The sequence below is a fragment of the Achromobacter spanius genome, from assembly GCF_002966795.1.
Lineage (GTDB): Bacteria > Pseudomonadota > Gammaproteobacteria > Burkholderiales > Burkholderiaceae_B > Achromobacter > Achromobacter spanius_D.
Genome location: NZ_CP023270.1, coordinates 4,564,540 through 4,585,644, shown reverse-complemented (window position 1 = coordinate 4,585,644; position 21,105 = coordinate 4,564,540). Strand labels below are relative to the sequence as shown.

Sequence of the window (21,105 nt, the reverse complement as noted above, 5' to 3'; positions counted from 1 at the left end):
CGGCCCAAGGAGCCCGCGATCTCATGTCCATCAATCCCTTTCCCCTGCGGCGCTTTGCAGCGACCTCCGCGCTGGCTTTTGCAACGCTCGCCGCGGCCGCCGCACCGGTGCATGCCGAAGGCACGCTGCGCGTGGCGCAGCAGTTTGGCATCGCCTATCTGATCCTTGATGTGGTCAAGGACCAGAAGCTGATCGAGAAGCACGGCAAGCAGGCCGGCGTGGACATCAAGGTGGAATGGGCACAGATTTCCGGCGCATCGGCCATGAACGAGGCGCTGCTCGCCGGCGCGCTGGACATGGTGTCGGCCGGCGTGCCGCCCGCGCTGGTGCTGTGGGACCGCACGCGCGGCAAGCAGAACGTGAAGCTGGTGGCGGCGCTGGGATCGTTGCCCAACTATCTGCTGAGCAACAATCCGGCGGTGAAGACGCTGGACGACTTCGGCGCCAAGGACCGCATTGCGGTGCCGGCCGCGGGCGTCGGATTCCAGTCGCGCACCTTGCAGATCGAAGCGGCCAAGCGCTACGGCAAGGACAACTTCAAGCGTTTTGACGACATCTCCATCAGCCTGCCGCATCCGGACGCCACCACCGCCCTGATTTCTGGCGGCCTGGAAGTGAATGCACATTTTTCCAGCGCGCCGTTCTACTACCAGGCGCTGGAGCGCAATCCGGCGGTGCACAAGGTGATCAGTTCGTACGACATTCTGGGCGGCCCCGCGACGTTCAACGTGCTGTACACCACGCAGAAGTTCCACGACGCCAATCCCAAAACCTATAACGCGTTCTACGCCGCGCTAGCGGAAGCCGCCGCATGGATTCCCGCGCACAAGGACGAGGCCGCCGCGATCTTCATCCGCCAGCAGAACTCCAAGCTGCCGGCGGATTTCGTGAAGAAGATCCTGGACGATCCCGAGAACCAGTTCACGATCACGCCGCAGCAGACCAAGGTGTATGCCGACAAGCTGCGCGAGATCGGCGTGCTGCAAGGGCAGGCGGAAAGCTGGAAGGATTACTTCTTCGCGCCGGCCCACGCCGCTGCGGGTAGCTGACGGTCAGCGGGTCTACTCGAACAACCTTTGCGTGCGCGCGCGTTCCAGCGCAGCGGGCGGCAGCCAGCGTCCCAGCGCGGCCAGCGCCCTGGTGCCGCGTAGTGGCGCCGCGACCGGCGCGATCGGCGGCGCCGTGCTGCGGCTCAGGCGTGGCGCGGGCGCCGGCTGGGCGATGCCGTCGACCTCGACAAACGTGCCGCGCGCACGCAAGTGCGGGTGATGCGGCGCTTCGTCAAAACTCAGCACCGGCGCGAAGCACGCATCGGTTCCTTCCAGCAGCGCGGTCCATTCGTCGCGCGAGCGGCCGGCGAAGGCTTGCGCCAGCCGCTCGCGCAGCGCTGGCCAGCGGGCGCGGTCGGCTTGCCACGCGGCCAGATCCGCCGGCAGTTTCAACAGCGTCAGCAGCTGCTTGAAGAACTTGGCTTCGAGCGGCCCAACGGAAACGTAGCGTCCATCACGGCACGCGTAGACGTCGTAGAAGGGCGCGCCAGAGTCGATCAGGTTCGTGCCGCGTTCGGCCCGCCATACGCCCGCCGCAGCCAGTCCATGGAAAGCGGTGGACAGGGACGCCACGCCGTCGACCATGGCCGCGTCCACGACCTGTCCCAGACCGCTGCGCGCGCGTTCGATCAGCGCGGCCAGGATACCTAGCGCCAGGTACAACCCGCCGCCCGCGAAGTCGCCCAGAAGCGCCAGCGGCGGCGTGGGCGGCTGGCCCTGCCTGCCGATTGCCTCAAGCGCGCCGGTGATAGCCAGATAGTTGATGTCGTGTCCCGCCGATTGGGCCAGCGGGCCCGTCTGGCCCCAGCCCGTGACCCGGCCATAGACCAGGCGCGGATTGCGCGCGAGGCACGCGTCCGGACCGAGGCCGAGCCGCTCCATGACGCCGGGCCGAAACCCCTCGATCAAGGCGTCCGCGTTCTCGACCAGGTCCAGCACCAGCGCTGCGGATTCCGGCCGTTTGAGGTCCAGTTCAATCGACGTGCGGTTGCGCAGCAGCAGGTTGAAGCGCGGTTCGCGCTGGATGCCTAGCGCCACGGGATCCCGGCGCTGGATGCGCAGGACCGTCGCGCCCATGTCCGCAAGCAGCATCGCCGCCATCGGCGCCGGGCCGATGCCTTCGAGTTCGATGACGGTCAGGCCCGCCAGCGCGCCCGCGCCGGGCGTCTGCTGCGCGCTCATGCGGTGGCCGTGGCGCGTTCCGCGACCGCGGCCGCCAAAAAGCGCTGCACCGCCGCCCATGAGTCCGCATTGGCGCGCGCGTTGGCCGCGGCGTCGCCGCCGCCGGTCAGCACGATGCCAGACACGGCATGCGCACGAGCGATCTCGGTGGTGGGCACGCCGGGCGCCTGCAGGGCGTGGCCGGCATCGGGATAGTCCAGGTGCGCCACGGCGTGCGGATGGTCGGCGGCTTGCAGCGCTCTTGCCACGTCGGCGGCGTACTGGGTCGATGGCCAATAGCCGTCGTCGCCTGCGGACAGCACCAGGACCGGACCCGCTATCCGTTCCACTGGAATGCGGGCGCGCGCGACGGCGGCCGCATCCTGCTGGGCGTTCACGAACGCCTGCGCCTGGCGGCGCGGCTCGGGCAGGCTGTCGACGGGGCCCCAGTCCTGCGCGGCGTTGTTCTCCCAGACGTGCGCCAGCGGCAGGCCCGCCTGCGTCCAGGCGGGACCGAAGCGGCCCGTGCCCGGTTTGCCCGCGTTCAGCACGCCGTGCACGACCGAGCTGGGCACGTACGCGATTACCGCCGATACGGCCTGCGGATACCGGCTGCCCAGCAGCAGCGCCAGTTCGCCGCCGCGCGAATGGCCGCTGACCGCGACGAAGTCGCCCGCCGGCCTGACCGTGGCGCGCAGCCATTGCAGCGCGCGCTCGAAGTATTCCAGCGGAATTTCGGACAGGTAGTCCGGCAGACCGGGCGCGCCGAAGTAGCCCAGCGCCAGCGCGGCATAGCCGCGCGACGCAAAGAGCGCGGCCCGCGCTTCGTTGATGCCGCCGCCTGATCCGTTGAGCACTACGATGGCCGGATGCGGGCCGGGACCGGCGGGGGTGTACAGCACGCCCACCAGTCCGTCCTCGTTCAAGGGCTGTCGCGTGACGCCGCTGTCTGCGTGGCGCTGCTCGAAGCGGGCGGACGCGTGATTGCCGTGCGTGTCGCTGGCCGAGGCGCGTACCTGGATGACGCCATCCGCGCCTTCGGGAGCGGGCAGGTCATCGGTGTCGTCGGCATCGCCAGCCTTCACGGGCGACTGCGACCAGATCGGACCCTGGCCATCGGCGACGCCGTAGCCGCCGGATTCGGGCGCCTGCCCGGACACATCGACCGTCCCCGTCGCATCGGCAAGATAGGTGTTGCGGCTGCGCCAGATTTCGCCATCAGGCTGGCGCGAAGTCAGCGTCAGGATCACGGCGGAATGCGGATGAAAGCCTTCCAGCGTGAAGACGCGGGGAACGTCGATCAATGCGGCGGCGGGGGTGACGGCAAGACGGGCTGGCATGCTTCGGATATCCAATTGGAGCGTGAAAGCTTTTGAACATAGGTTGGCAAATCCAGGTTGCCAACGAAGATTTCCGCATGCCGATAATCGGTTTTCACCTAAGGACTGCGCGCCATTTGCAGATGGGAAATCGTTCGTTCCCATGCATGTGCATGACGCATAAGCTGCGAGGCATGATGTCGCTTCGCCTCAAGCCCGGCGTGCAAGGCATCGTCATCAACCGTGCCTTTCATGACCGATCTGTCCGCCATCCATCACGTCCATCACATATCTCCCGACCGCCAGCCCGCGTCCGCCGCCATCTCGCTGCGTAAGGTGTCCAAGCGCTTTGCGCGCCGCGACGACACGCCGCTGCAGGTGCTCGAAGGCATCGACCTGGACATCCCGCATGGTCACGTGATCGCCATTCTGGGCGCGTCGGGCTGCGGCAAGAGCACGCTGCTCAATCTGATCGCGGGTCTGGCGCATCCCGACGAGGGCAACATCCTGGTGGAAGGCGCCAGCACGGCGGCGTACACGGACTGGCGTGCAGTGGGATATCTGTTCCAGGACGACCGGCTGCTGCCGTGGCGCACCGCGCGGGACAACGTCTGCTTCGGCCTTGAGGCCACGCGCCTGCCGCGTGCCGAACGCCAGGCGCGGGCGCTGGCCGCCCTGGAGGCGGTGGGGTTGGCCGGCTTTGCATCGGCCTACCCGCACGAGTTGTCCGGTGGCATGCGCAGCCGCGTGGCGCTGGCGCGCAGCCTGGTGAATGAGCCGCGCATTCTGCTGCTGGACGAACCCTTCTCCAAGCTGGACCCCGGCACCCGCGCGCAGATGCACGCCGAGCTGCTGGAGATCCAGGCGAGCCGGGGCATGACCGTGGTGTTCGTGACGCACGATGTCGAGGAAGCGGTGGTGCTGGCCGATCAGGTGGTGATTCTGCAGCCACGGCCGGGCCGTATCCGCGAGATCGCACCGGTGACGCTGGACAGGCCGCGCGCGCCGTCGCAACCCGAGGTCGCCGAGCTGATCCGTCAGTTGCGCGTGCGGGTGTAGCGTCATGAACCAGACTTCGATTTCGGCCGTCCGCGTGTCGACATGGCGTGTCCTGGGCGGCAATGCGGGCCGGCGCCTCTTGCTGGTGGCGCTGCTGCTGGCGGCATGGGCGTTCGCCGCGCGCGGCGTGCCCGCGTACATCCTGCCGGGTCCGGCCCGCGTGGCCGACGCGCTGGGACGGCTGGTTTCCAGCGACACGTTCTGGCGCGATCTGGGCGTGACGTTCTGGCGGGTCATTGCGGGCTTTTCGCTGGCCGCCGTGGCGGGCACGGCGCTGGGGTTGCTGTTCGGCAGCCGCCGCAAACTGGGCGAATTCTTCGAGCCCGTGCTGGCCGTCACCAACACGATTTCCTCGGCCATCTGGGCCATCTTCGCCATCATCTGGTTCGGCATCTCCAACGCCACGACGATCTTCGTGGTGTTCATGACCGCGTTGCCGCTGATCCTGACCAACGTCTGGCAGGGCGCCCGGTCGGTGCGAGCCGACCTGGTTGAACTGGCGCGCAGCTTCCGCATGTCGCCGCTGCGCATCCTGCGCACGATCTATCTGCCGTCCATCCTGCCCGACTTCTTCTCCGGCGCACGCCTGGCCTTCGGCTTCGGCTGGCGGGTGTCGCTGGTGGCCGAGACGATCGGCGCGTCCAACGGCGTGGGCTACCGGCTGCGGCAGGCGGCCGACCTTGTGCAGACCGATCAGGTGTTCGCGTGGACGATCACGCTGGTCGGCCTGATGGTGCTGATCGAATTCTGCGTGCTCAAGCCGCTGGAAACGCACCTGTTCCGCTGGCGCCGCGCCGCGGCGGACTGATCTTCATTTTGTTTTTTTCTCCCCTCACGGATCCATTCCCATGTCCCAAACCATGAAGGCGCTCGTGCTCAACGCGCACGGCGGCCTGGACCAACTGTCGGTCGTCCATGACAAGCCTGTGCCGCAGGCAATTCCCGGCCACGTCGTGGTGCGCGTGCGCGCCTCGTCCTTCAACTACCACGATGTCTTCACGGTGCAAGGCATGCCCGGCATCAAGGTGCCGCTGCCGGTGATCATCGGCCTGGATCTGGCCGGCGACATCGCCGAGGTCGGCGCGGACGTCGAGGGCTGGAAGGCCGGCGACCGCGTGCTGGTCAATCCGCTGAACCGCGAGAAGGGTCTGATGGGCGAGATGCTGGATGGCGGCATGGCGCAGTACTGCCTGGTGTCCGCGGCGCAGCTTCTGCGGCTGCCGGCCAACGTCACGTATGAACAGGCGGCCGCCTTGCCGGTGGCCTATGGCACCGCCCACCGCATGCTGATCACGCACCGCACCGTGCAGGCCGGCGACAAGGTGCTGATCCTGGGCGCCAGCGGCGGCGTCGGCACGGCCAGCGTCATTCTGGCCAAGCGCCTGGGCGCCGAAGTGATTGCCTGCGCCAGCGGCGCGGACAAGCTGGCGCGGCTGCGCGAGATCGGCGCGGATCACGTCGTCGACTACCGCGAGACCGACTTCTCCAAATGGGCCATCCAGCAGTATGGCAAGCCGCAGCGCCGTGGCACGGCGGGCGGGGTGGACGTGGTGGTGAACTTCACGGGGGGCGACACCTGGGTGCCGTCGCTGCGCTGCCTGCGCCGCGGCGGGATCTTGCTGACCTGCGGCGCCACCGCGGGCTACGACCCGAAGGAAGACCTTCGCTACATCTGGAGCTTCGAACTGACCGTCAAGGGTTCCAACAGCTTCTACGACGAGAACCTGCTCGCGCTGCTGGACCAGGTCGACCGCGGCGAGATCGCGCCGCTGATCGACCGCGTGGTGCCGCTGGAAGAAGCGGCCGAAGGGCTGGCCGCCATCCGTGACCGTAAGGTCATCGGCAAGATCATCGTCGCTCCCTGAACCCCAATCGGAATCTTTGAACATGTCTGAACAGAACCTGCCCGCCGCGGCCGATATCCAGGCGCGTCTCTTGCGCAGTCCCTATCACCAGTGGCTTGGCCTGAAAGTGCTGTCGGTCGGCGACGGCGAGATCGTGCTGCAGGCCACGTGGCGCGAGGAATGGTCGGTCAACCCCGACAACCCCTACACCCACGGCGGCATTCTGGCCGCGCTGATCGACCTGACCGCGGACTGGGCGCTTGTCTCCCACACGGGCCGTGGCGTGCCGACGGTGGACCTGCGGGTCGACTATCACCGGCCCGCGATCCAGGGCGACCTCACGATTCGCGGCAAGGTCGTTAAGGCCGGCAAGCAGTTGTCGGTGGCCGAAGCGCGCATCGAGGACGCGCAGGGCGCGCTGCTGGCCAGCGGGCGCGGCGTGTACCTGACCGCGCCGCCCAAGGCCTGAGGGGAGAGGGGCATGAACAGCGCTCTGCCGCTCGATCACCTGGTGATCAATACGCGCTTTGGCACCGATGCGGCCGCGCGCCTGTTCGCGGCGCTGGGGTTCACGCTGACGCCGCAAGGCCGGCACGCGTTCGGATCGGTGAATCACCTGATGGTGTTCCAGGACGATTATCTGGAGCTGATCGGCCTGCCGACCGACGGCGGCACCTTGCGCCAGGAGATCCTGGACAACCCCGCGGGCATCGACGGGCTGGTCTACAAGCCGGCCTCGGCCGACACCGTGCATGCGGCGCTGACGCGCGCCGGCGCCGCAGTGGCTCCGCTGCACGCGTTCACCCGTCCGCTTGAACTGGACGGCGTGCAGCACGAGGCCAGCTTTCGCACCGTGCGCTACCAGCCCGGCGCTTTTGAGGCCGGCCGCGTCTATTACTGCCAGCACCTGACGCCGGAACTGGTGTGGCGGCCGGAATGGCAGACGCATGCCAATGGCGTGCGCGGACTGGCGGGCCTGACGCTGGTGTCCGCGCGGGCGCAGGCGGACGCGCAGGCTTATGCGCAGGCGGCGTTCGGCCAGGTGCACCTGGACGGGCGCGGGTTTTCGATACCCAGCCCCGGCTTCTCGGTGGATCTGCTGGATGCCGACGCCTACGCGCAGCGCTACGGCGATCTTGCCTGCGATGCGCTGGGCCGCGACAGTTTTTTCGGCGCCATCGGCTTGCGGGCGGGCAACCCCGATGCGCTGGATCGACACGTCGCGGCGCTGGGCGACGACCTGCGCGCGCAGCCCTGGCAACGCGATGGCGTGAGCGGCCTGGCCGTCGCCCTGCCGGGCTTGAACACCTTACTGGACTTCGTCTATGAGCACTGATCACGGCTTTCATGCGTACAACCTGGGAGGTCTTACGCCGCCCGGCGCCAATCCCGACGACGTGGCGGTGATTGCGCTGGACGATGAGCAGAACGAGACGCTCCTGACGGTCGGGCAGCTTGACGACCTGTGCAACGCTGTCGCGCGCGGACTGCTGCGCCGCGGGCTTCAACGCGGCGATCGCGTCGCGGTGCTGGCCGCCAACAGCGCGCAGTTCCTGGCGGTGCTGCTGGGCGCGCAGCGGGCGGGCCTGGTTGTCGTGCCGGTGAACTACAAGTTTCCGCGCGCCTTGTCGGACTTCGTCATTCAGGACAGCGGCGCGCGGCTGGTCTTCTGCGATGCCGCGCGGCGCGCGCAGACGCCGTCGGATCTGCCCGTTGTGGAGTTCGGCGCGCCGGGCGAGACCGGGCTGGATGCTCTGCTCGACCCGGGACCGTTCGAGGCCGTGACGCCGGCGCCGGACGAAGCCGCGTTCTTTCTGTACACGTCCGGGTCCACCGGCAAGCCCAAGGGCGTGGTGCTGTCGCATCGCAGCCATCTGTGGGTGGTGCGCACGCGTCTCGCCGGCCAAAGCCTGGCCGGGCAGCGCTATCTGATCGCCGCACCGATGTATCACATGAACGCGCTGGCGCTGTCCCAGCTTGCGCTGGCCGGGCAGGCAACCATCGTGCTGCTGCCGCAGTTCAAGCCGCGCCCCTACATCGAGGCCGTCGCGCGCTACCGCCCCACCTGGCTCACGTCCGTGCCGCCGATGATGGCGATGGTGCTGCGCGAGGAAGATCTGCTCGCCCGCGCCGACCTAAGCAGCGTGGAGGTCGTGCGCATGGGCTCGGCGCCCGTCAGCGAAGCCTTGCAGGCCGCCATCCGCCGCGCGCTGCCGCAAGCGCGCGTGATCAATTCGTATGGCACCACGGAGGCCGGCCCCGTCACGTTCGGCCCGCACCCGGCCGGGCTGCCGCAGCCCGACATGTCGATCGGCCATGCGCATCCGCAGGTGCAGGTGCGGCTGGTGGACGCCGCGGGCAACGAGAGCGATCAAGGCGTGCTGCACGTCAAGAGCCCCGGCATCATGCTGGGCTATCACAACCGTCCCGACATCCGCGCCGCCATCACCGCCGACGGCTATTACGTCACGGGCGACGTGCTGCGCCGCGACGCGCAGGGCTTCTATTACTTCGTGGGGCGCGACGACGACATGTTCGTGTCCGGCGGCGAAAACATCTTTCCCGGCGAGGTCGAGAAAGTGCTGGAAACGCTGCGCGGCGTGCAGCAGGCCTGCGTGGTGCCGGTGCCGGACGACATCAAGGGCCACAAGCCGGTGGCGTTCGTCGTGTCCGCCGCGCCCGGCGTGCTGACCGAAGACGCCGTCAAGCAGCACGTGCTGACGCACGCGCCGGCCTATCAGCACCCGCGCCGCGTCTGGTTTCTGGACGCCTTGCCGCTGGCTTCCACCAACAAGGTCGACCGCAACCTGCTCAAGCAGCGGGCGCGGGATGCGCTGGCTCAACCCGAGAGACACCCCAACAACAACGGAATACTGCAATGACCAAACCCGCACAAACCCTTGCGCGCATCGCTGCCGCCGTCGTGGCGCTGGCCGCCTTTCCGGCCGCGCAGGCCGCCGGCACCGTCACCGTGGCCCTGGGCATTCCGCTCACCGTCGCCAGCGGCGGCGTGTACGGACTGGGCAAGGACCTGGGCTATTTCGACCAGGAAAACATCGAGGTCAAGACGATCGTGTTCCAGGGCGCGGGCGCCTTGCTGCCGCAGGTGGCGTCCAAGAAGGTCACCATCGGCCTGCCGTTGCCGGAGCCCGTGCTGGCCAGCTACGAGACCGGCAAGACGCCGTTGCCGGTGCGTTACTTCTACAACACCATTCCGTCCAACGAGTTGGAGCTGGCGGTGCTGGCTGACGGTCCCATCAAGACGATCAAGGACCTGAAGGGCAAGAAGATCGGGGTCGGCGCGCTGACCTGGGGCACCATTCCGTCGACGCGGGCCCTGCTGCGGCAGGAAACGCTTGTGCCGGGCAAGGACGTGGACATCGTGGCGGTGGGCGTGCTGGGATCCGGCTTCCTGGCGCTGAAAGAGGGCAGGGTGGACGCCCTGAACTACAACAGCTCGTGGACCGCGATGCTGGAGCTGACCGGCACCAAGGTTCGCCGTCTGCCGTATCCGCCGATCTTCCAGAAGATCAACAGCAACGGCTTCATCGCGCACGAAGACACGCTGCGCGATCAGCCCGAGCTGCTGGCCCGCTTTGGGCGCGCGTACACCAAGGCGGTGCTGGCGTGCGACGCCAATCCGCGGTTGTGCGCCGAGACGTTCTGGAAGTACCAGCCCGAGGCCAAGCCCAAGGACGGCGACTACCAGAAGAACCTGGACGAAGCCGTCGTGCTGGTCAAAAAGCGCATGGACAGCACGTTGCGCCGTCCCGATGGCACCGACCGCGTGCCGGGCGAATTCGACCTGGCGGTGATCCGGTCCTTTGTGGGCGCGATGCACGAGGCGGGGGAGTTCAACACCGCCGACATTCCCGTCGACAAGATTTTCAGCAACCAGCTCGTGCCGAAGTTCTCGGCATTCGACGCCGCGGCGGTGCGCGCGCAGGCGAAGGCGGTCCAATGACGGCAGCGCCCTTGCTGCAGGCGCGCGCGGTGTCGGTGTCCTACCAGACGCGGCGCGGCAGCATCGACGCGCTGCGCGACGTGGATCTGGCGGTGGGCGAGGGTGAGTTCGTCACGATCCTCGGGCCTTCGGGCTGCGGCAAGTCCACGCTGCTCAAGCTTGCCGCGGGGCTGCTGACCCCCACGCGCGGCCAGGTCGACGTCGGCGGCGTGCCGGTTAAAGGCCCCAGCCGCGACATCGGCGTCGCCTTTCAGAAGCCGACGCTGCTGCCGTGGCGCTCGGTGCTCGACAACGTCTTGCTGCCCAGCGAAACCGCGGGCGAGCGCGGCGCCGATGCCGAACGCCGCGCGCGGGAACTGCTGGACCTCGTGGGGCTGCGCGACTTTGCCGGCAACTACCCCAACGAATTGTCCGGCGGCATGCAGCAGCGCGTGGGGCTGGCGCGGATGCTGCAGCGCGACCCGCGGTTGCTGCTGATGGACGAGCCGTTTGCCGCGCTGGACGCGATGACGCGCGAGGCGCTGACGCTGGAGCTGCAGCGGATCTGGATGCGCGATCGCAAGTCGGTGCTGTTCATCACGCACAGCATTGCCGAAGCCGTGATGCTGTCGGACCGCGTGCTGGTCATGTCGGCCCGGCCGGGCAGGGTGGTCGAGGACTTCAAGGTCGACATCCCCCGTCCGCGCACGATGGCGACGCTGGCCGAGCCCGCGTTCACCGCCGCCGCCGATCACCTTCGGCGCCACTTCATCGGATGACCTCATGCAACGACTGACCGCTGTCCTGTACCCGCTTGCCACACTGGCCGTGGTGCTGCTGGCCTGGCATTTTTCCGTCACCTACTTCAAGGTGCCAGACTACATCCTGACCACGCCCGGCGCTGTCTTCAGCACGCTGGTGTCGGTATTCCAGGACGGCACGATCTGGCGCCACATCGGCTACACCGTGGCCGCGACGCTCATCGGCTACGCGATCGGCAGCGCGCTGGCGCTGGTGCTGGGGGCATTGCTGGCGGAATCGCGCACGTTCGAGAAATTTGTGTATCCGCTGCTGGTCGCCATTCAGGCCACGCCCAAGGTGGCGCTGGCCCCGCTGATCCTCGTGTGGTTCGGCTTCGGGCTGGCGTCCAAGGTGGTGCTGGTGGTGCTGATCTGCTTTTTCCCGCTGTTCATCAACACCATCGTGGGCATCCGCCGCGTGGACCCGGACCTGATCGACGCGTGCCGCGCGTTCTCGGCGTCGCGCTGGTACATCTTCCGGCACGTGAAGCTGCCAGCGGCGTCCGGCGACATTTTTGCCGGCTTGCAGATCGGCGTGTCGCTTGCGCTGATCGGCACCGTGGTGGGCGAGCTGGTGTCGTCGGAGGCAGGGCTGGGTTACCTGATCGGATCGGCCGCGGTCAACCTGAACGTCAGCACCATGTTTGCCGGCGTGATCCTGCTGGCGGCATTTGGCGTTGCCGGCGCGCAGACGGTGCGCTGGCTGCATCGCAAGATCGTCTTCTGGGAGGCCGCCGGTGGCGCAGACACCCAAGCCCGATCCTGACGCGTTGGCGGCCGCGCGTGCGCAGATGCGCATCGATCTGGCCGCCTGCCATCGGCTGGCGGCGCAGTTCGGCATGACTGACCTCATCTACACGCACATCTCGGCCCGAGTGCCGGGGGCGGAAGACCAGTTCCTGATCAATCCGTTCGGGCTGCTGTTCGACGAGGTCCGCGCCGACAACCTGGTGACGGTGGGCGCGGACGGCGAACTTCTGGACGACCCGACCGGGCTGGGCATCAACCGGGCGGGCTTCGTCATCCATTCGGCGGTGCATCAGGCCCGGCCGGACGCCGTGTGCGTCATGCACACCCATACGCTGGCCGGCGTGGCGGTGTCCGCCCTGCGCGATGGACTGCTGCCCTACACGCAGCACGCGGCGCGCTTTCACGGCCGCGTTGGCTATCACGCCTATGAAGGCGTGGCGGTGGACCTGGACGAGCGCGCGCGGCTGGTGCGTGACCTGGGGCCGCACAAGGCGCTGATGCTGCGCAATCACGGCCTGCTGACCTGCGGCGCGACGGTCGGCGAGGCGTTCGAGCTGATGTACTTCCTGGAATTTGCCTGCCGCGCGCAGTTGCAGATCCAGGCGACGGGCCAGGCCGTCGCCGTGCCCGACCGCGACGCCATCCAGCGCGCGGCACAGACCTTCGACCGCGCCGCCGGCCGCAGCAGCCCGCGCCTGTGGCAGGCGCTGCTGCGCGGGCTGGACCGCACCGATCCCACCTACCGACACCTGCCGCCGGCGCGTTGACCGGACAGGACTCACTACTGGAGCACTCATGAAAGCCTTGCAATTGATCAAACGCGCCGCGCTCTTGGCGGCGCTGGCCGGCGGCCTGGCCGCGGCGCCCGCGCATGCCGAGAAAATCCGCGTCGGCTACTGGCCCAGCGGGCTCACGCTGGGTTACGGCGCGGTGCTGGAAGCCGGCGCCTTCTTCAAGGACCAGGGCCTGGAGGTGGAGTACGTGCACTTCTCGGACGTCAATGGCCCGACCCGCGCCATCGCCGCCAATGCCATCGACCTGGCTTTCGGATCCCCGGCCGCAGGTGCGTTTGCGTTGGCGACCGATGGCGTCCCGGTGAAGATCGTGCTGGCAACGCAGCCATCAAACGTATCTTTCGTGGTGCTGGAGGACTCGCCGATCAAGACGCTGGCCGACCTGAAGGGCAAGAAGATCGGCATGTCGCCCGCGGGCAGTTCCACCGCGACCATCGCCAGCGCCGTGTTGGCCGGCAACCACGGGATCAAGGAGAAGGATTTCACGCTGGTGCCCGGCAACGAGCCGCGCCTGGTGCAATTCCTGGCGCAAAAGGAAGTGGACGCGGCCGCGCTGCGCAACGTCACGACCGCGCAGTTGAAGGACCTGAAGGTGCGTACGCTATCCACGTTTGGCGATCAGTGGAAGACGCTGACCAAGAGCGACAGCGTGCCGTATAACGCCGTGGGCCTGGTCCGCGCGGAGTACCAGCAGAAGAATCCGGACGCCGTCGTGCGTGCGATCGTGGCGCTGCGCAAGGCGCTGGAATACGGCCACGCCAATCCCGCGCAGGTGGTCAGCGCGGTGCAGAAGGCGGGCAATCAGCCGCAGGCGGATGCGCAGGTGTTCGCGGACCTGTGGGACGAAAATTACCGGGTTTCGCTGAACGAGGCGGACCTGGATACGCTCAAGCGCGAGTTTCAGATTTTCAAGGACAACGGGACGCTGAAGGGGGATCTGCCGGCGGGCGCGCTCGACGCGGGTCCTTATCAACAGTCGCTCGCAAGGAAGTAAGGGCGGCGAATTGCCCCGGTGTCTGACACCCTGTTGAGACGGCCTTAAGCGCGCCAAGGCCGCAACGAACGCATGCGAAACGGCATGCGATACGGCATGCGAAACGGCCCGCCAAGCGGCCGTTTCGCCGTTTCAAGGCGTGCTTTGGAACGCCCTGTATGTGTTTATACGAACATATTGTTAACTAAATGTATCTACCATCTCCGGACGAATTTCCTCTGGGGAAATTCGCCGTTTGCCCAGGTGAAGCCAGGGTTTTCCCGGCCCTTTTTTAGGGCGAATGTATCTGTTTCATTCACCTCCGGGGTTGGTCTGCATATCAATTTCGTTTAAGATGCTGCCTTCTTCGTTCAGTTTGTCCCCTTTCTCTGGGTTTTCAAAAACTCGTTTTTGAAGCTCCCTGTCTTGCAAGACGCCGCGTCCCTCGCGGGCCGTCTTGTTGCTAGTGTCGGTTTGTATTGGCGGTTCAGCCCGTCTTCCGCACAACCCCCTTAGCTCCACGGTGCCTCCCGGGCCTTTGCCTGGCGTGCGTGCCTGAACCTATGGAGGCAAAAGCCAATGCGTTTTACCCCTGTCAAGACCCTGGCCGCCGCGGCCGTTATGTTTGCGTTTGCCGGTGCGGCCCAAGCCGCCGACGCCCCGCAATGCGAAATCAAGCGCCCGGTCACTTTCGGCGCCATGAACTGGGAATCCAATCTGGTCCTGGTTGACGTCGAACGTTTCATCATGGAAAAGGGCTACGGTTGCAAGACCGAAACCCTGCCCACCGAAACGCTGCCCGCCCTGGCCGCCCTCGAGCGCGGCGATCTGGACATCAATACCGAAATCTGGCTGAACAGCGTGGCCGACCCCTGGGCCCGCGCCGAGAAGACCGGCAAGGTCAAGCGCATCGGTGACCTGTACATGGGCGCCGAAGGCTGGTACATCCCCAAGTACACCGCCGAACGCCTGCCCGAGCTGAAGTCCGCCGCCGACCTGCCCAAGTTCAAGGACCAGTTCAAGGATCCGGAAGAACCCGGCAAGGGCCGTTTCTACGGCTGCCCGGCAGGCTGGGGTTGCGAAGTCACCAGCAACAACCTGTTCCACGCCCTGAAGCTTGACGACTCCTACACGCTGTATTCGCCCGGCACGGGCGCGGCGCAGAAGGCGGCCCTGATGTCGGCCTACAAGCGCAAGCAGAACGTGGTCTTCTATTACTGGTCGCCCACGCCGCTGGTTGGCGCCATGGATCTGGTCAAGCTGGACCTGCCGCCCTACGACGCCGAAAAGCACAAGTGCCTGACGTCGCCCAAGTGCGCCAAGCCCGAGCCCAGCGCCTATCCGGACAATCCCGTCTTCACGGCGGTGAACACCAAGTTCTCCGAAGATGCGCCCAAGCTGACCGAATTCCTGTCCAAGGTTTCGGTGCCGCTGCCGGTCATCAACGAAACCCTGGCCCACATGGAAGAGTCCGGCGATGAGTCCACCGCCGTGGCCAAGTGGTTCCTGAAGAACAAACCCGACGTCTGGACCAAGTGGGTCCCCGCTGACGTCGCCGGGCGCGTCCAAAGCGCGCTGTAAAGCACTGTGATCCTGGCTGCGCGCCGCGGTGGCGCGTACCGGCCCCTTGAGGGACCGGACCTCTTTGCCGGGATGGCCGCCGGCCGGGCGCATGCGTCCGGCCCGGCAAGCGTGCTTGTGCCGCCACCCGCGGTGGCAGTGATACCGGTGCAGGGCACCGATGCGGATGTGATCTGCGCGATCCATCATCCGTCCAGGTGCCAGGCACCCGTCTCAGTCTCGTTGTTTTCCGCTGCGCCGGCGCGCCCGGTGGCGACACGGGCGGCGAGCGCGCCAGAATGGAGTCGAATGCATGTTTCCTGAAATTATTCCCGCCCGTCAGGTACGGGGGGCGATCGACGGCTTTGTCGATCATCTGGTCACCAACTACGCGGACACGCTGGAGAAATTGTCCCAGCCCGTGCTGCACGCGTTGGTGTGGTTGGAGCAGTTGCTGCGCAATTCGCCCTGGTGGGCGGTGGTCGCGGTCACCGTTGCGATCGCCTATGGCGTCAGCCGCCGCATCGGCCTGAGCCTGGCGATGGGCGCACTGCTGTGCGTGATTGGCGTGCTGGGCCTGTGGGACGCCGGCATGCAGACGCTCGCGCTGATGATCATGGCAGCCGGCCTGTCGGTGCTGATCGGCATCCCGCTGGGTGTGCTGATGGCGCGCGTGAACTGGCTGCGTTCGGGCATGCTGCCCGTGCTGGACGTGATGCAGACGATGCCCAGCTTCGTGTACCTGATTCCCGTCGTCATGCTGTTTGGCCTGGGCAAGATCCCCGCCATCATCGCGACCGTCATCTACGCCGTGCCGCCGCTCATCCGCCTGACCGATCTGGGCATCCGCCTGGTCGACCGCGAAGTGCTGGAAGCGTCGCGCGCCTTTGGCGCCAACCCGCGCCAGCAGCTCTTCGGCGTGCAGTTGCCCCTGGCGCTGCCCAACATCATGGCCGGCATCAACCAGACCACGATGATGGCGCTGTCGATGGTGGTGATCGCGTCGATGATCGGTGCGCGCGGCCTGGGTTATGAAGTGCTGCTGGGCATCAACCGCCTGGAAGTGGGCCGGGGCCTGTTGGCCGGCCTGGGTATCGTGGTGCTGGCCGTGCTGTTCGACCGGATCACGCAATCGTATGGACAGCGCATGCGCATGGGAGGCCAGCGATGAGCAAGATCGAAGTCAAGAACATCTACAAGATCTTCGGAGCGCATCCGAAGAAATGGCTGGAAGCCGCGCAGGGCGGGATGAGCAAGGAAGAGCTGCTGGCCAAGAGCGGCCACACGCTGGGCCTGCGCGACATCAGCCTGTCCATTGAAGAAGGCAGCATCTACGTCATCATGGGCTTGTCCGGTTCCGGCAAGTCGACGCTGATCCGCCACTTCAACCGCCTGATCGAGCCCAGCGCGGGCCACATCCTGGTCGACGGCGTGGACGTCGTCAGCCTGAACAAGCGCGACCTGGAAGTCTTCCGTCAAAAGAAGATGAGCATGGTGTTCCAGCGCTTTGGCCTGTTTCCGCACCGCACGGTGCTGGACAACGCCGCGTACGGCCTGACCGTGCAGGGCGTGGGCAAGGCCGAGCGCGAGAAGCGCGCCCGCGACTGGCTGGAACAGGTGGGCCTGTCGGGCTTCGAGAACCAGTATCCGCACCAACTGTCGGGCGGCATGCAGCAGCGTGTCGGCCTGGCGCGCGCCCTGGCCACCGACGCCGAAATCCTGCTGATGGACGAAGCGTTCTCCGCGCTGGATCCGCTGATCCGCCGCGAGATGCAGGACCAACTCCTGCAACTGCAGGCCAAGCTCAACAAGACCATCGTCTTCATCACGCATGACCTGGACGAAGCGCTGCGCCTGGGCAACCGCATCGCCATCCTGAAGGACGGCGAACTGGTGCAGGAAGGCACGCCGGAAGACATCCTGCTGAACCCGGCCAACGATTACGTGCAGTCGTTCCTGCAGGACGTGAACCGTACCAAGGTGCTCAACGCCACCCACGCCGTGAACCCCGCGCGCCTGACGCTGACGATGCGCTCGCGCCCGGCGCATGCCGTGGACCGCATGAACGCGCTCAGTTACGAATACGCGCCGGTGCTGGACGGCAAGCGCCTTGCTGGCGTGCTGACCGCCGAGGCGGCCGCCAAGGCCATGCAGGAAGGCGCCCGCGATGTGTCCCGCTTTGTCGAGGACCTGGCCTCGGTGCCCGCCACCGCGGGCCTGGGCGAAGTGCTGGCGCAGCTGGTGCACAGCGACCAGCCGGTCGCCGTGACGGGCGAGGACGACGAGTTCCTGGGCATGCTGTCCCGCAAGAAGGTCGTGGAGCTGGTCACGCCGGCCCTGACCGAGACGGCGGTTTCGGCTGACGCTCTGACTGAAACCCCGGCCCCGACGGATGCGGACGCGGTGAACGCCCAGCCCGAGCTGGAACGCGAAGGCAAGGCCGCCGCCTGATTCCGGCGTTCCCTGCATGACCCTTTGCGCCCGCGTGCAGTTGCTTGCACGCGGGCGCAGTCACGATATGATGGCCTTCCTCTTCGTGCACCCTCGGAACCCGTCATGCCCCTCTTGAACGTCCAGATCATGCAAGGCCATTCGGCCGCCCAGAAAGCCACCCTGCTGAAGGCGGCGTCCAACGCCGTGGTGGAAAGCATCGCCGCGCCGCTGCCCAGCGTGCGAGCCGTGCTGCACGAAGTCCCGGCGGAACACGTGATCGTCGCGGGGGAAATCGGCAAGCGCATGGCGCGCGTGGACGTGGATCTGATCGAAGGCCGCGACGAAGCCAAGAAGGCCGCCTTGATCGCCGCGCTGAACCAGGCCGTGTGCGCCAGTCTCGACATCTCCGGCGAAGACGTCCGCGTGATTCTGCGCGACGTGCCCAAGACCGACATGGGCGTGGCAAATGGCTTGAGCGCCAAGGCTGCGGGACGTTAAGTCGCCCCGGCTGACCAAGGCAGTATTGAAAACGCCCGCTTCACGCGGGCGTTTGTCTTGGCGAGTGACGCGTAGGCGCAATGGCGTTCAATCCAGCTTCACATTCGCTGCCTTCACCACCTCGCCCCACCGCGCGATCTCGCTCTTGATGTAGGCGGCATATTCCTGCGGCGTCGACCCCAGCGCCTGCGCGCCTTGCACCTTGAGCTGCTTTTGCATCTCTGGCGATTTCAGCGCGCGCAGGATCTCGGCATTCAGCTTGTCGATGACCGGCGCGGGCGTGCCGGCCGGCACCACCACGCCTTGCCAAGCCCCCATGCCAAAGCCCGGCGCCACGGTTTCCGCCACCGTCGGCACGTTGGGCAACTGGTCGCTGCGTGTTTCGCTGGTCACCGCCAGCGCGCGCAGCTTGCCTTCGCGAATGAAGCCCAGCGAATCGTTCAGCGTGTTGGTCATCACCTGGACCTGTCCGCCAACCAGGTCCGTCATGGCGGGGGCGCTGCCGCGGTAAGGCACGTGGACCGCATCGATGTCCAGCGACCGTAGCAGCAGCAACGCGCCCAGATGTGTGACGTTGCCGGCGCCGGCAGAGCCGTACGACAGCTTGCCGGGATGCTTGCGGGCATAGTCCACGAAGGCGGGCGCCGTATCGGCGGGCACGGACGGATGCACCAGCAGGACGAGCGGAATGACGGCCGTGGTGGACACCGGCGCGAAGTCCTTGACCGGGTCGAAGGCCAGCGAGCGATACAGGTTGGGACTGAGCGCGATAGACGAGGTGTTGTACAGCACGGTGTAGCCGTCGGGCTTGGCCGCGGCCGCGTACTGCATGCCGATGTTGCCGTTGGCGCCGCCCTTGTTTTCGACGACGACGGTCTGGCCCAGCTGGTCGGTCAGCTGCTTGGCCAGCACGCGCGCCACCAGGTCGGTCGGACCGCCGGGCGGGAAGGGCACCACCATCGTGATCGGGCGGTCGGGCCACGCGGCCTGGGCGCTGGCGGCGCCTCCTAGCGCCAGAATGGCTAGCGTGGTCGCCAGCAATGCTTTTTTCATGGGTTGTCTCCTTGTGCTGTTATGGGTACTGCGGATTGGCGGCGGCGTCCTCTGCGGGGCGCTTGCCGCCGATAGCGGTCAGCTGGGTCAGCGCGGCCTGCCGGCCAGCATGCGTACGGCCGTGTAGGCCATTACAGGCTTGCCGTGCTGGTTGCGCACGTCGATGGCGGACGTGACCACCGCGCGGTTGTGTTGCGAGGTCGGGCGCACGCCGGTCACTTCGATCTCGGCCCAGATGGTGTCGCTGGCCACGACCGGCGCAATCATCTTCTTGTGAACCTCCAGCAGCGCCAGGCCCGTTCCCTGCACCATGCCCTGCATGATCAGTCCTTCGATCAGGCCATAGGTCAGCGCGCCGGGCGCGGGACGGCCCTGGATGGCGCCGTGGGCGTAGGTGGCGTCGATGAAGATCGTCTCAAGCATCCCCGTCACGCTGATGAAGTTGACGATGTCGGTCTCGGTCACCGTGCGGCGAAACGTCTGGAAGCGCTGGCCGACCGTCAGGTCCTGCCAGTAAAAACCCTGGCCCAATTGAGCGACGGGCGTGGTGTTGCGGTCTTGGGTCATGCGGTGTCCTTGGCGTTTTCAGAAAGGGGAGCGCTGGCTTGCCGGGCGGCGCCGGTGTCGAGCAGCGCATCGACCTGGGCGGGCGCGATGCCCGCTTCGGCCAGCACGCTGCGCGTGTGTTCGCCCAGGCGCGGGGGCATGGCGGGCGGCACGTGGGAGTGCTGCAGGCGCACCGGGTTGCGGGGAAAGCGGTAATGGCTGCCGGACGCGCTTTCCAGCGGCACGAAGAAATCGACGCTGGTCAGGTGCGGATCGGTCTCCAGATCTTCCAGCCGGTTCACGGGCGCGGCCGGGATCTGCAGCCGTTCGCATAGCGCCAGCCAGTACGCCGTGTCGTGGGCCGCGACGATGCCGGCCTGCAATTCGTAAAGCGTCTCGATGTGCCGGGTCCGCGCCGAGATATCGGCAAAGCGCGGATCCTGCGCCAGGTCGGGGCGGCCGGCGGCGTTGAAGAAGTCGCGCCAATGGGCGTCGGTATAGGGCATCAGGCACACGTGTCCGTCGGCGGTCTGGCACGGCCGGCGCCAGGGCGTGAGCACGCGCGGATAGCCGGCGTCGCCGGGCTCGTCCGCCAGATGCCGGCCGTAGTAGTGCTCGACCAGCGCAAACGACGCCATGCTTTCGAACATGGGCACTTCCAGCTGCTGGCCCTGTCCGGTGCGCGCGCGCTGGAACAGCGCCGCAAGAATGGCGTGCGCGGCAACCAGGCCGCAGGTCTTGTCGGCGGCAACGGTGGGCAGGTAGCGCGGCGCGCCGGTCTGGCGGCCGACCAGATCCGCAAACCCCGACAGGCCCTGGATGATGTCGTCGTAAGCCGGGCGGCCGTCGTAGGCGCCGCCCTCGCCAAAGCCATACAGGCCGGCATAGACCAGCCGCGGGTTGCGTGCGCACAGCGTGGCGGGGTCCAGCCCCAGCGCCGCCATCTTGGCCGGCCGCATGCTGTGCATCAGCACGTCGGCCTGATCCACCAGCGTCAGCAGCGCCTCGCGCGCGGCGGGCTGCTTCAGGTCCAGCACGATGCTGCGCTTGTTGCGGTTCAGGCCCAGGAAGATCGCGGACAGGCCGGGTTCCTGCGCGGGGCCGGTGCGCCGGGTGGAGTCGCCGCCCGGCGCCTCGACCTTGATGACGTCCGCGCCGTAGTCGGCCAGGATCTGCGAGGCATAGGGGCCGAATACGACGGAAGTCAGGTCCAGGACGCGGATGCCATCCAGCGCCGGGCCATTTGAAGGGGGAGGTGTGGTCATGGCGGAAATCCTATCGGCGCCGCACATACGCGTCTAATATGGCTTCGGTATTGCTTGA

21 protein-coding genes are annotated in these 21,105 nt (G+C 67.0%); 16 read left to right on the top strand and 5 right to left on the bottom strand.

Going from position 1 to position 21,105, the window contains the following annotated elements:
- The first annotated feature begins 23 nt into the window (after positions 1-23).
- A complete protein-coding gene (locus tag CLM73_RS20755) occupies positions 24-1,049 on the top strand; it encodes an ABC transporter substrate-binding protein (protein WP_105240043.1) in 1,026 nt (341 codons plus the stop codon).
- A gap of 12 nt (positions 1,050-1,061) precedes the next feature.
- Here CLM73_RS20755 and CLM73_RS20750 read toward each other — a convergent pair whose 3' ends face one another.
- Both CLM73_RS20750 and CLM73_RS20745 read right to left on the bottom strand, forming a co-directional pair.
- Entirely contained in the window at positions 1,062-2,231 is a 1,170-nt protein-coding gene (locus CLM73_RS20750; protein ID WP_105241639.1) for a CaiB/BaiF CoA transferase family protein, read from the bottom strand.
- On the bottom strand, positions 2,228-3,550 hold the full coding sequence (locus tag CLM73_RS20745; protein WP_105240042.1) for an acyl-CoA thioester hydrolase/BAAT C-terminal domain-containing protein: 1,323 nt from the start codon (positions 3,548-3,550) through the stop codon (positions 2,228-2,230). The genes CLM73_RS20750 and CLM73_RS20745 overlap by 4 nt, the downstream gene beginning before the upstream one ends.
- Positions 3,551-3,781: 231 nt before the next feature.
- Here CLM73_RS20745 and CLM73_RS20740 point away from each other — a divergent pair, with 231 nt between their 5' ends.
- The 15 genes from CLM73_RS20740 to CLM73_RS20670 all read left to right on the top strand — a co-directional run bounded on the left by CLM73_RS20740 (position 3,782) and on the right by CLM73_RS20670 (position 18,183).
- Positions 3,782-4,588, top strand: coding sequence for an ABC transporter ATP-binding protein (locus CLM73_RS20740; protein ID WP_105240041.1), 807 nt, complete (start codon positions 3,782-3,784; stop codon positions 4,586-4,588).
- A 4-nt stretch (positions 4,589-4,592) separates the two neighbouring features.
- Entirely contained in the window at positions 4,593-5,396 is an 804-nt protein-coding gene (locus CLM73_RS20735) for an ABC transporter permease (RefSeq protein ID WP_105240040.1), read from the top strand.
- A 52-nt stretch (positions 5,397-5,448) separates the two neighbouring features.
- Entirely contained in the window at positions 5,449-6,453 is a 1,005-nt protein-coding gene (locus tag CLM73_RS20730) for a zinc-binding dehydrogenase (RefSeq protein ID WP_199778352.1), read from the top strand.
- 22 nt (positions 6,454-6,475) lie between these two features.
- On the top strand, positions 6,476-6,901 hold the full coding sequence (locus CLM73_RS20725; RefSeq protein WP_105240038.1) for a PaaI family thioesterase: 426 nt from the start codon (positions 6,476-6,478) through the stop codon (positions 6,899-6,901).
- A gap of 12 nt (positions 6,902-6,913) precedes the next feature.
- Positions 6,914-7,768 carry a VOC family protein gene (locus CLM73_RS20720; RefSeq protein ID WP_105240037.1) on the top strand — a complete coding sequence of 285 codons (855 nt, stop codon included), beginning with the start codon at positions 6,914-6,916 and terminating at the stop codon, positions 7,766-7,768.
- Positions 7,758-9,314, top strand: coding sequence for a class I adenylate-forming enzyme family protein (locus CLM73_RS20715; RefSeq protein WP_105240036.1), 1,557 nt, complete (start codon positions 7,758-7,760; stop codon positions 9,312-9,314). The genes CLM73_RS20720 and CLM73_RS20715 overlap by 11 nt, the downstream gene beginning before the upstream one ends.
- Positions 9,311-10,396, top strand: a complete 1,086-nt coding sequence (locus tag CLM73_RS20710) for an ABC transporter substrate-binding protein (RefSeq protein WP_105240035.1) — start codon at positions 9,311-9,313, stop codon at positions 10,394-10,396. The genes CLM73_RS20715 and CLM73_RS20710 overlap by 4 nt, the downstream gene beginning before the upstream one ends.
- Positions 10,393-11,154, top strand: a complete 762-nt coding sequence (locus tag CLM73_RS20705; RefSeq protein WP_105240034.1) for an ABC transporter ATP-binding protein — start codon at positions 10,393-10,395, stop codon at positions 11,152-11,154. Before CLM73_RS20710 ends, CLM73_RS20705 begins: the two co-directional genes overlap by 4 nt.
- 4 nt (positions 11,155-11,158) lie before the next feature.
- A complete protein-coding gene (locus tag CLM73_RS20700; RefSeq protein ID WP_105240033.1) occupies positions 11,159-11,941 on the top strand; it encodes an ABC transporter permease in 783 nt (260 codons plus the stop codon).
- Positions 11,913-12,692 carry a class II aldolase/adducin family protein gene (locus CLM73_RS20695; RefSeq protein ID WP_234015704.1) on the top strand — a complete coding sequence of 260 codons (780 nt, stop codon included), beginning with the start codon at positions 11,913-11,915 and terminating at the stop codon, positions 12,690-12,692. The genes CLM73_RS20700 and CLM73_RS20695 overlap by 29 nt, the downstream gene beginning before the upstream one ends.
- A 28-nt stretch (positions 12,693-12,720) precedes the next feature.
- On the top strand, positions 12,721-13,713 hold the full coding sequence (locus CLM73_RS20690) for an ABC transporter substrate-binding protein (RefSeq protein WP_105240032.1): 993 nt from the start codon (positions 12,721-12,723) through the stop codon (positions 13,711-13,713).
- Positions 13,714-14,271: 558 nt separating this feature from the next.
- Positions 14,272-15,273, top strand: a complete 1,002-nt coding sequence (locus tag CLM73_RS20685; RefSeq protein ID WP_105240031.1) for an ABC transporter substrate-binding protein — start codon at positions 14,272-14,274, stop codon at positions 15,271-15,273.
- 292 nt (positions 15,274-15,565) lie between these two features.
- Positions 15,566-16,423 carry an ABC transporter permease gene (locus CLM73_RS20680; RefSeq protein ID WP_105240030.1) on the top strand — a complete coding sequence of 286 codons (858 nt, stop codon included), beginning with the start codon at positions 15,566-15,568 and terminating at the stop codon, positions 16,421-16,423.
- Positions 16,420-17,703, top strand: coding sequence for a quaternary amine ABC transporter ATP-binding protein (locus CLM73_RS20675; RefSeq protein WP_105240029.1), 1,284 nt, complete (start codon positions 16,420-16,422; stop codon positions 17,701-17,703). The genes CLM73_RS20680 and CLM73_RS20675 overlap by 4 nt, the downstream gene beginning before the upstream one ends.
- A 105-nt stretch (positions 17,704-17,808) precedes the next feature.
- Entirely contained in the window at positions 17,809-18,183 is a 375-nt protein-coding gene (locus CLM73_RS20670; protein ID WP_105240028.1) for a tautomerase family protein, read from the top strand.
- Positions 18,184-18,270: 87 nt separating this feature from the next.
- Here CLM73_RS20670 and CLM73_RS20665 read toward each other — a convergent pair whose 3' ends face one another.
- The 3 genes from CLM73_RS20665 to CLM73_RS20655 form a co-directional block, all read right to left on the bottom strand.
- The gene (locus CLM73_RS20665; protein WP_105240027.1) at positions 18,271-19,236 is read right to left on the bottom strand and encodes a Bug family tripartite tricarboxylate transporter substrate binding protein; all 966 of its coding nucleotides are present in this window, start codon (positions 19,234-19,236) and stop codon (positions 18,271-18,273) included.
- Positions 19,237-19,323: 87 nt separating this feature from the next.
- Positions 19,324-19,803 carry a MaoC family dehydratase gene (locus CLM73_RS20660; RefSeq protein WP_105240026.1) on the bottom strand — a complete coding sequence of 160 codons (480 nt, stop codon included), beginning with the start codon at positions 19,801-19,803 and terminating at the stop codon, positions 19,324-19,326.
- Positions 19,800-21,047 (bottom strand): CaiB/BaiF CoA transferase family protein, encoded by a 1,248-nt coding sequence (locus tag CLM73_RS20655; RefSeq protein ID WP_105240025.1) that lies wholly within the window; start codon positions 21,045-21,047, stop codon positions 19,800-19,802. The genes CLM73_RS20660 and CLM73_RS20655 overlap by 4 nt, the downstream gene beginning before the upstream one ends.
- Positions 21,048-21,105 lie beyond the last annotated feature (58 nt).